General features: G+C 62.1%; 1 pseudogene. It reads right to left on the reverse strand.

Features of this window, described 5'->3' with window-relative positions:
* Nucleotides 1-224: pseudogene (locus tag ACL02S_RS24345) on the reverse strand (hypothetical protein); the annotation flags it as partial.

The following is a 224-nucleotide window of genomic DNA, read 5'->3' on the forward strand; positions in this document are numbered from 1 at the left end:
GGTGTAGCCGTAGTTGTTTTCGACGATGAGGGAGCGTCCGGCGCCGATCAGGGAGTTTTCGGTGTTGCTGCGTCCGGGTTCGAATACTGGTACGGAGCAGACTTGTCGTTGGGTGGCTTCGGGTGCGGTGCGGTAGACGACGACGTTCATGGGGTCGGCGTTGTCGGTGATGGCGACGTAGCCGTCGGGCAGGATGGTCGGTGTGGTTCCGGTGCCGTCATCGA

This window comes from Nocardia spongicola (genome assembly GCF_047200775.1).
Taxonomy (GTDB): Bacteria; Actinomycetota; Actinomycetes; order Mycobacteriales; family Mycobacteriaceae; genus Nocardia.